The organism is Frankia sp. CgJB1, assembly GCF_977947065.1.
The window spans coordinates 27,999-35,397 of the sequence record NZ_CDWTNB010000021.1; the positions used below are offsets into that span (position 1 = coordinate 27,999).

The 7,399-nt window shown below is 69.0% G+C and carries 7 protein-coding genes; 4 read left to right on the plus strand and 3 right to left on the minus strand.

Going from position 1 to position 7,399, the window contains the following annotated elements; genetic code table 11:
• Positions 1-8: 8 nt before the first annotated feature.
• Together hisG and AC08OT_RS04555 are read right to left on the minus strand one after the other, a co-directional pair.
• Entirely contained in the window at positions 9-857 is an 849-nt protein-coding gene (gene hisG, locus AC08OT_RS04550; RefSeq protein WP_476591807.1) for an ATP phosphoribosyltransferase, read from the minus strand.
• 40 nt (positions 858-897) lie between these two features.
• The gene (locus tag AC08OT_RS04555; protein WP_476591800.1) at positions 898-1,248 is read right to left on the minus strand and encodes a phosphoribosyl-ATP diphosphatase; all 351 of its coding nucleotides are present in this window, start codon (positions 1,246-1,248) and stop codon (positions 898-900) included.
• A 135-nt stretch (positions 1,249-1,383) separates the two neighbouring features.
• Here AC08OT_RS04555 and AC08OT_RS04560 point away from each other — a divergent pair, with 135 nt between their 5' ends.
• The 3 genes from AC08OT_RS04560 to AC08OT_RS04570 all read left to right on the plus strand — a co-directional run bounded on the left by AC08OT_RS04560 (position 1,384) and on the right by AC08OT_RS04570 (position 5,526).
• Positions 1,384-2,178: a Cof-type HAD-IIB family hydrolase gene (locus AC08OT_RS04560; RefSeq protein ID WP_476591801.1), complete on the plus strand. Its 795-nt coding sequence runs from the start codon at positions 1,384-1,386 to the stop codon at positions 2,176-2,178.
• A 262-nt stretch (positions 2,179-2,440) separates the two neighbouring features.
• On the plus strand, positions 2,441-4,009 hold the full coding sequence (locus tag AC08OT_RS04565) for a TldD/PmbA family protein (RefSeq protein WP_476591802.1): 1,569 nt from the start codon (positions 2,441-2,443) through the stop codon (positions 4,007-4,009).
• Positions 4,006-5,526, plus strand: coding sequence for a metallopeptidase TldD-related protein (locus tag AC08OT_RS04570; protein ID WP_476591803.1), 1,521 nt, complete (start codon positions 4,006-4,008; stop codon positions 5,524-5,526). Before AC08OT_RS04565 ends, AC08OT_RS04570 begins: the two co-directional genes overlap by 4 nt.
• Before the next feature lie 87 nt (positions 5,527-5,613).
• Here the strand turns inward: AC08OT_RS04570 and AC08OT_RS04575 are convergent, their stop codons facing one another.
• Positions 5,614-7,203: a serine/threonine protein kinase gene (locus tag AC08OT_RS04575; RefSeq protein ID WP_476591804.1), complete on the minus strand. Its 1,590-nt coding sequence runs from the start codon at positions 7,201-7,203 to the stop codon at positions 5,614-5,616.
• A gap of 12 nt (positions 7,204-7,215) precedes the next feature.
• Here AC08OT_RS04575 and AC08OT_RS04580 point away from each other — a divergent pair.
• On the plus strand, positions 7,216-7,399 hold a 184-nt coding region (locus AC08OT_RS04580), incomplete at its 3' end, for a hypothetical protein (protein ID WP_476602558.1).

Sequence of the window (7,399 nt, forward strand, 5' to 3'; positions counted from 1 at the left end):
AGCAGGGATTACAGGCGGCAGGCCTGAATCCCGGAGACGAGGATGCCCCGGGCACCCAGCTCCCAGAGATCGTCCATCATGCGGTTGACCTCGGCGCGCAGCACCATCGCCCGCACCGCGACCCAGTCCTCGCGCTGCAACGGAGAGATCGTCGGGGACTCGTAGCCAGGTGTGATTTCGCATGCCTTGTCGAGCACGGCCGTCGGAACGTCGTAGTCCATCATCACGTACCGCCGGGCGACCAGAACCCCCTGGATCCGGCGCAGCAGACGCTCATGCGAAGGGGACAGATCGGCGCCCCTCTTGGCGATCACGATGGCCTCCGAGCGCAGGACCGGCTCGCCGAGCAGCTCCAGACCCGCGGCCTTGAGCGTACGGCCGGTCTCGACCACGTCGGCGACCGCGTCGGCGACGCCGAGCCGCACCGCCGTCTCGACCGCACCGTCCAAAGTCACGATGCCACCCGGGGTGACCCCCCGGCCGGCAAGGTCGGCCCGGACCAGCGCGGGGAACGACGTCGCGATCCGCTTGCCGGCGAGCTCCGCGATGTCCGCGAGCGTCCCCTCCGGAGCGGCGTAACGAAACGTGGCGAACCCGTATCCAAGCGGAACGAGCTCCTCGGCGGCGGCATTGCTGTCGAGGAGGAGATCACGCCCAGTGATACCAAGATCGAGACGACCCGACCCGACGTAGACAGCGATATCCCGAGGGCGCAGGAAGAAGAACTCGATGTCGTTCTCGACGTCGGCGACCACCAGCTCGCTCCCCTCGCGCCGCGCGAGGTAGCCGGCATCGGAGAGCAACTGACCGGAGGCGGCCGACAACGCCCCCTTGTTCGGAACCGCGATACGAAGCATCGTCACTACTCAGCGTCTACGAGAAAGGACAGAGAATCGATCACAGATGGGAGTATACGTCGTCTAACGAAAGGCCTAGAGAAATCATCAGCAGCTGACTCCAGTAGAGTAACTGGGAGATCTCCTCGGCGGCCCTTCCCCGGCCTTCGTGCTCGGCCGCCATCCACGCTTCAGCGGCTTCCTCGACCAGTTTCTTGCCCAGATGGTGGACGCCCTGATCGAGCGCGGCGACAGTTCCCGAGCCGGGTGTCCGACGCCGCCATTTCTCGGCAAGCTCGACGAAGAGTTCGTCGAATGTTTTCAGGTTGGATACATTCGACGAATCGGATACGCCGACGGATGGCACGGCGGGCCGATCGGCAGGGACCATGCTCGGCATGCTACCCGTCACCGGGCGGACGACCTCCGCCCCGCAGGCCCGCGGCGCGGAGCGGCACACGACGACCACAGACACGCGCTCCGCGGCCAGCCGGCGAGCCGGTGCGACGGAGTCCCTCCACCGGCCGCCATGTTGCTGGTTGACTTGATGACTGTGCTTCCGCCCGCGATCATCGCCACCGACCTGGACGGGACGCTGATCCGCAGCGACGGCACGGTGTCCGAACGCACCCGCGGGGCGCTGCGCCGGGTGGAACGCGCCGGGGCGACCGTGGTGTTCGTGACGGGACGACCCAGTCGGGTGATGGCCGGCGTCGTCGCCCAGACCGAGGTCTCTGGGCTCGCGATCTGCGCGAACGGCGCGCTGGTCTTCGATCTCGACTCCGGCGAGCCGGTCAGCCAGCGCTGCCTGGAGTCGGCCACGGCCCTGCGGCTGGCGGCGGCGATCCGCGCCGCGGTTCCCGACGCGGTGTTCGCGGTCGAGAGCGGCGTGCGCTTCGGCCGGGAACCCGCCTTCGAGACGATGTGGCCCGATCCCGAGGAGATCGTCGCGGAGTTCTCGGAGCTGCTGGGCGTCCTGCCGGCGACGAAACTGCTTGTCCGGCGGGGCGGCGCTCCGTTTACGGATGTGTACGACGCCATCGTCGAACTCGCCGGGATGGACGCCGTCGTCACAACCTCCAGCGCGGACCTTCTCGAGATCGCGGGACCGGGGGTGTCGAAGGCGGTGGCACTGGCTGAACTCGCCGCCGGGCGGGGGGTGATCGCCGCCGACGTCATCGCGTTCGGAGATATGCAGAACGATCTACCGATGTTCGCTTGGGCCGGATACGCGGTCGCCGTCGCGAATGCCCATCCCGAAGTACTGGCCGCCGCCGACGAGATCACCGTGTCGAATGATGAGGACGGGGTCGCGATCGTCCTGGAGCGTCTTTTCCCATAACTACAATGATCTTCTTGGGTATTCTGGTCCATCCCGATCCCGACCGGGCCGTATACCGGGCCGGGCACTCTTCGTGAATACCCTCCGGCCGGTTCCCGGCCGACGACGGGGATTCCCGGCGGACCGCGGCGTTGATGCCTGCCCGGCCGGATCCGGACACGGCAGCGCCTCCCGGTCTCGCGCTCTCGCAGCGTCTGCATGCGCAGCGTCATCCGAGCATGCCGCGCCGACATCCGTCGCACAGACGGGCCAGGATAGGGGCATGGCAACCCTCGTCCAGAACTCGGCCTCATCCGGGCTGCCGGCTCACGAGATCGACGGCGAGTTCCTCGCGCTGCCGCGCACCGCGCTCGCCGACGCGGCTCTGCAGACCGCACGTGATCTCGGCGCGACGCACGCCGACATCCGCATCGAACGGCTCAAGGACTCCTCGCTGTCGTTCCGCGACGCCTCGCTGGAAAGTCGCCATGAAGGCGCGACGCTGGGTTTGGCTGTCCGGGTGGTACACGGCGGCACCTGGGGTTTCGCCGCCGGCGTCGACCTGACGACGGACGAGGCGGCGCGGCTGGCCCGCGAGGCCGTCGCGATGGCCCAGGTCGCCGCCCCGCTCAACTCCGAACCGGTCGAACTCGCCCCGGAACCGACCCACACCGACGCGGTCTGGGTCTCGGCCTACGCGACCGACCCGTTCGCGGTCGACGCCCGGGACCGGGTCGAACGGGTCGGCGGCCTGTGTCGGACGCTGTTCGCGGCGCACGGTGTCGACCATGTCGACGGCCGGTTCAGCGCGGTGATGGAGAACAAGTACTACGCCGACCTGACCGGGACCACGACGACACAGCAGCGGGTGCGGGTGATCTGCCAGATCGAGGCAACCCGGGTCGATCCCGCGGGCGGCTTCGAGTCGATGCGCACGATCGCCCCGCCCGTCGGTCGCGGCTGGGAGTGGCTGGTGGCGGGCCCCGCGGCCGGCTGCTGGGACTGGGAGAGCGAGATCGACCTGATCCCAGGTCTGCTCGCCGAGAAGTCCGGGGCCTCCTCGGTCGAACCAGGGCCGTACGACCTGGTCATCGACCCGTCGAACCTGTGGCTGACGATCCACGAGTCGATCGGGCACGCCACCGAGCTCGACCGGACGCTCGGCTACGAGGCCGCCTACGCCGGTACCTCCTTCGTCACCCTCGACCAACTGGGCACGCTGCGGTACGGCTCCCCGGCGATGACCGTCACCGGGGACCGCACGGCCCTGCACGGGCTCGCGACCATCGGCTACGACGACGAGGGCGTGCAGACCCGCCGGTTCGACATCGTCCGCGACGGCCAGTTCGTCGGGTATCAGCTCGACCGGGCGATGGCGGCCCGCAATGCCGCCGTGCTCGCTGTCGACCGCTCCAACGGCTGCGCGTTCGCCGACTCCCCCGCCCATGTGCCGATCCAGCGGATGGCGAACGTCTCCCTGCTCCCGGCGCCCGGCGGCCCGTCGACCGAGGAGCTGATCAGCCGGGTCGACCGCGGCATCTACGTCGTCGGGGACAAGAGCTGGTCGATCGACATGCAGCGGTACAACTTCCAGTTCACCGGCCAGCGGTTCTACGAGATCCGCTCTGGTCGCATCGTCGGCCAGCTCCGCGACGTCGCCTACCAGGCGACGACGACCGATTTCTGGGGGTCCCTGGAGACCGTGGGAGGCCCCGAGACCTACGTGCTGGGCGGTGCGTTCAACTGCGGCAAGGGCCAACCCGGCCAGGTCGCGGCCGTCAGCCACGGCTGCCCGTCGGCTCTGTTCCGCGGCACCAACATCCTCAATGCTCGCCGAGAGGCCGGTCGATGAGCCGGCCGGCCGGACCGGAACCAGTCTCAGCCGACGGAGGAAGCATGGTGCGCGAGGCCGCCCACGAGATCGTCGAACGCGCCCTGGGCCTGTCGAAGGCGGACGGCTGCGTAGTGATCGCCACCGAGTCCAGTGCGGTGAACCTGCGCTGGGCCAACAACACGTTGACGACCAACGGCGCCAGCCGGGACCGGTCGATCACCGTTATCAGCGTCATCGGCCGCTCGTTCGGGGTGCGGACGGCCTCCACCATCGACTCCCCCGGTCCCGGCGGCCGCCCCACCGCGCGTCCCACCGACCTGCCGCATCCCACCGATGCCGACGGCCTCGCGGAGCTCGTCCGCGCCGCCGAGGACGCGGCCCGGGACGCCGAGGATGCCGAGGACTACACGGACCTGCTCGGGCTGGACACAACGGCCGTCGGCGCGGGTGCGGGGTCGGCGGGCGGCGCGGCCGAGGCCTTCACCGATCCGGCCGCCCGAACCAGCACCACGGTGTTCGCCTCCTTCGCCCGGGACCTCGCGGAGGCGTTCGCCGCGGCGCGGGCGGGCGGGCGGCGGTTGTTCGGCTTCGCCGAGCACAATCTGACCACCACGTGGCTCGGGACGTCGACGGGGCTACGGCTGCGGTACAGCCAGCCGACCGGCAGCGTGGAGTGGAACGCCAAGAGCGGCGTTCCCGGTGGCTCGGTCTGGCACGGCCAGTCGACCCGTGACTTCACCGACGTCGACGTCGCGGATACCGACGCGGCGCTGCGCGACCGGCTGGCCTGGTGCGAACGGTCGCTGGAACTGCCGGCCGGCCGGTACGAGACGCTGCTGCCGCCCTCCGCGGTGGCGGATCTGATGATCTACATGTACTGGACGGCTGCCGGTCGGGACGCGGCCGAGGGCCGGACGGTCTTCAGTCGGGCCGGCGGCGGCACGCGTCTCGGCGAGGCGATCGGACCGGCGGGGCTGCGGCTGGCCAGCGATCCGCACGACCCGGAACTCGCGACAACCCCCTTCGTGACCGCGCAGTCCTCCTCGTCGATGTCCAGTGTCTTCGACAACGGGCTGGCGCTGAGGCCCACCGACTGGATCTCGGACGGCACCCTCGCCGCCCTCGTGGAGACCCGCGCGTCCGCCCGTGCCACCGGGGTCCCGACCACCCCGATGATCGACAATCTGATCCTGGACGGCGGAGGCTCCGCGTCGCTGCAGGAGATGATCGCCTCGACGAAACGCGGGCTCCTGCTCACCAGCCTGTGGTATATCCGCGAAGTCGATCCCGAGGTGCTCCTGCTCACCGGCCTCACCCGGGACGGGGTCTATCTGGTGGAGAACGGTGAGGTCACCGGGGCCGTCAACAATTTCCGCTTCAACGAGTCACCGGTCGACCTGCTCGGCCGCCTGGCCGAGATCGGCGCCACCACCCGCACCATGGCGCGGGAATGGGCGGACTGGTTCACGCTCACCCGCATGCCCGCGGTACGGATCCCCGACTTCAACATGTCCTCGGTCAGCCCGGCGAACTGACCGCCGGGCCTTCCGGGGACGGACGCGGATGCTCTCGTACCTGGTCACCCCGCCGCCGGGCCGACGGGGTTCTCACATCCTGGACGGTTAGGACGTCAGCAGGTTCGCGTGATCCTCCCACCAGCTGTAGAGGCTCGACAGGCTGGCACCCTCCTTGGACACCGCGACCTTGTCGTCGTCGAAGCCCCAGGCGATCCGGTAGTCACCGTTGCTGAGACGGATGCAGACAAGCGGTCCGCGTTCGTCGCCGTTGTGGTTCCACCGGCTGGACCCCTCCTCCCCGGAGCGGCATCGGCCGGTCCCGTCCACGTGGGACCGCTGCCCGGCGAAATAGTCGTTATAGGCGCTCCGGGTGGAGAATTTTCGCAGATAGACCAACGTGGTGTCGGTTGCCGTCTTGCAGGAGAGCGCTGCGATCGCGTCGTATTTCGATTCCAGGTCGGCGCGCCCCCTGCACGTCGAACGATTGAGAACGGAAGCCTTGAGAAGATCGTAGAGGCTTTCCTGACTCGCCGTGAACCGTGGGACGGTTGACGGGCTGGCCACAGGCGGGTCCGGTGGATCTGATTCCGCCACGGTCGTCGACGGTACGACGGCGGGAGTCGGGGACGGCGCGGCGCTCGGCGTCGCGGCCACGGTCGCGGTCGCGGTCGCGGTGACCATGGCTGGCGCTGTTCGCGGCGACGCGGGGCTGGTCGTCGGCGTGCGGAGGGTCGGGTGAGCCGGCGGGGTCCAGGGGGCAACGGTCGCCGGTCCGCCCGCCGAAATCGCCGTCAGGCGCCAGACGCCGACCATGGCCCCGGATGCCAGCAGGAGGACGGTGAGGACGACCGCGGGAACGACCAGGCTCCGGCCCCGCCGTAGGCCTCGCGCATCCGTTGGCCGACCGGGTGCGCGGTCGCCTTCAGGAACCTTGTGGTGCACGATGGTTGGCAACTCGCTCGTGTCCCTCGCTCTCGGCGCGCCCTGGCTGCCGTCGGACGCCGTTCTCAGGGAACCCTCCGGATCGCTGAGAACGGTGTCGTCCAAGGGAACGGAGGATGCCGGTGAGACCCCCAGCGCGCTGGTCCCGACGTTGCGGCCAAGAGCGTCAAGCTCCTCGACGATCTCTGTGACGGAAGGTCGCCGCTCCAGATCGAGGGCCATCATCCGTCGGATCAGGCTCCGCAGCTCCGGCGGGATGTTCACCGGCAGCTCGGGCACGTTCCCGGCAAGTATGCGCCGAAGTATGGTCGCCGGCCCGTCACCGGGACGGGGCGCGCAGGGCGCGACACCCGCGAGCAGGGTGTGCAGGGTGGACCCGAAGGCGTAGACATCCGCAGCGGTTCCGTACTGGCCGCGGTTCAGGACCTCTGGCGCGCAGTGGATGGGAATATAAGCGGCAAGGCTTGCGGACGCACCCGGATCGGCCATGATGGCGGCCGTACCGAAGTCGCTGAGAACGATATGCCCGTCCGGGGTGACGAGCAGGTTGCTGGGCTTGATGTCCCGGTGGATTATGCCGGCGCCGTGCGCGGCGACAAGCGCCCGGGCCAGCCGCGTGCCGACACCGATGGCCTCCGGCACGGACAGCGCGCCACCGTCCCGGATCCGCTCGGCCAGGGAGCCATCGCGGAGGTACTGCATGACGATGAACGGTCTTCCGTCAGCCGTCGTTCCTGCTCCGAAGACGCTCACGACCTCCGGAAGATGGGACAGCCTGCCAACCGCCTAGCATTAACGGTTGAAACGGCGGGCGGCGTCGCCGCCTCCCAGGGCAGCATTGGTAATCTTGATTACCACGGTTCTGGCGAAAAGATTCTGATGGGCAGTGTAGGTAACGCTGAAACCACCGAGCGCGATCAGATTGAAATCCCGATAGCCGGCGATTACC